Raw genomic sequence first — 1,717 nt, 5'->3', positions numbered from 1 at the left:
TACCATTTTTTAAGGGGATTTTAAATAGCTATAAAAAATAATATGGTTTTAAAGCACTTTCATCTGCATTAATCTACTAAGTTGACGACATTGTACGTACGGTGGTGTGAGAGGTCGGTAATCAAAATAATAGATTACCTCTTACTCGATTTCCTAAATTCTAAACTTCATAGTTATGTTCACGTGCAGTAATGGTCTTTACAGAGACTTTTATATAATTTACTTTATTATGGTCAAAATCCATCTTTTTTAAAGAATCAGAATATTTGTTTTTAAATTTATTAAGGATATAATTTTGCTTAACTGAATTTGTTACTATTTCAGCAGTACCATTAACTTTAATAGTTTGATAAACATCTGTATAAAAATTTGAAATACTATTATCTAGGAAAATACTTATATTTCTGTTTTTTAATATAGTATTAACTAATATATTTGAATCAAAGCATATAAAAAAGAAATTTATTTTATTATTTTCTTCTAAAAATGTATATGCCATAGGCATAAGTTCAATATTATTTTCATTGCAAATCCCAATTATACATATATTTTTATCTTCAAAAATTGAAATAATTTCCTTGTGACAGAGTTTTCTATGATTATTTGTGTTCATAATAAGCATCTCCAAAGAATATTTTAATATATACTATGTTTAAAAAAATAAATATACACAAATATTGCAAGAAAAGTTGTATTTAATATTGATTGACAAAGATTAACATAAGTGAGAGAATTATTAAAGCAATATTATAGGTGGGGGAGAGAAAATACATGTTTAATTTGAAAGGAAAAACTTTAGCTTTTTTAACTGCTTTGCTACTTATATCGCAAGTTAATATTTCAGCGCAGGAGTCAAATAATTCAAATTTAAATGATATAGGGAAAACAGAAAGTAGTACAATTGAAATAAATTCAACAGATACAAATCAGTATAAAATGAGTAATGTAACTATTAATAATGATAATGTTACTGAAGCTTCAATGATGTCTATAACAGTAGATACTGGTTCTTTACATATAGAGCCGAGTCCTTTATATAATATTAATTATGATATTTTAGATAATCATAAGACTGCTGTAATTATATTTAAAGGAGAAAATGGTAAGGTTAGTGCAGAAAAGGTACAAGAGATATTAGATAACAATGTAACCTACACATTAAAAGATGGACAGGAACAAAATGTTACCATTAGAGTAAGTAATAATGAAGCTAAGATTCCAAGTGATGCAGCAATAAGTATGAGAGATGAAAAGGGAGTTTTGCATTATTACATGCATGTAAAGAATAAAAATGAAAAAGGTGAAGAGGTGCCTATTTCTTGGGATAAGGCATATGATTTAGCTAAAACATATAGGTTAGATGGATTAAAAGGATACTTAGTAACAATAACTTCTAAGGCTGAAGATGATGTTTTAAAAAGCATATCCAAAGATGGAGCATGGTCAGGTGGTAGTAGATTAACAATTGATAAATATGATGCTGATACAGTAAAGATAGATAAAACAAGAAAAAGAAAATATACTGAATCTGATAAAAAATGGATACCCCAAGTTGGATGTGATGAAAATGGATTTAGATACAATATTGACACAAAAGTATATGATTTTGGAGAAGATGATTTTAGATGGGCTTGTGGTCCTGAGGCCGGGCAAAAGTACAAGACCAGCTAATAATAGTCAAGTAAATTTTAAAAAATAATATTTTTTAAAAAAGGGT

Annotated in this window: 2 protein-coding genes; one reads left to right on the top strand and one right to left on the bottom strand. The window is 26.8% G+C overall.

Annotated features, from left to right (window positions below; translation table 11 throughout):
* Positions 1–160 precede the first annotated feature (160 nt).
* Positions 161–613 (bottom strand): hypothetical protein, encoded by a 453-nt coding sequence (locus tag BM384_RS16990; RefSeq protein WP_090015442.1) that lies wholly within the window; start codon positions 611–613, stop codon positions 161–163.
* Between the two features lie 158 nt (positions 614–771).
* Here BM384_RS16990 and BM384_RS16985 point away from each other — a divergent pair, with 158 nt between their 5' ends.
* Positions 772–1,671 carry a C-type lectin-like domain-containing protein gene (locus tag BM384_RS16985; RefSeq protein ID WP_090015440.1) on the top strand — a complete coding sequence of 300 codons (900 nt, stop codon included), beginning with the start codon at positions 772–774 and terminating at the stop codon, positions 1,669–1,671.
* Positions 1,672–1,717 lie beyond the last annotated feature (46 nt).

The organism is Clostridium sp. DSM 8431, assembly GCF_900116755.1.
Lineage (GTDB): Bacteria > Bacillota > Clostridia > Clostridiales > Clostridiaceae > Clostridium.
The sequence above is the reverse complement of the archived record's forward strand: the minus strand, read 5'-3'. Positions and strand labels throughout refer to the sequence as shown.

Excerpts from the sequence above, each read along its gene's own strand:
- BM384_RS16985 (WP_090015440.1), top strand. The coding sequence starts at position 772 with ATGTTTAATTTGAAAGGAAAAACTTTAGCTTTTTTAACTGCTTTGCTA.
- BM384_RS16990 (WP_090015442.1), bottom strand. The coding sequence starts at position 613 with ATGAACACAAATAATCATAGAAAACTCTGTCACAAGGAAATTATTTCA.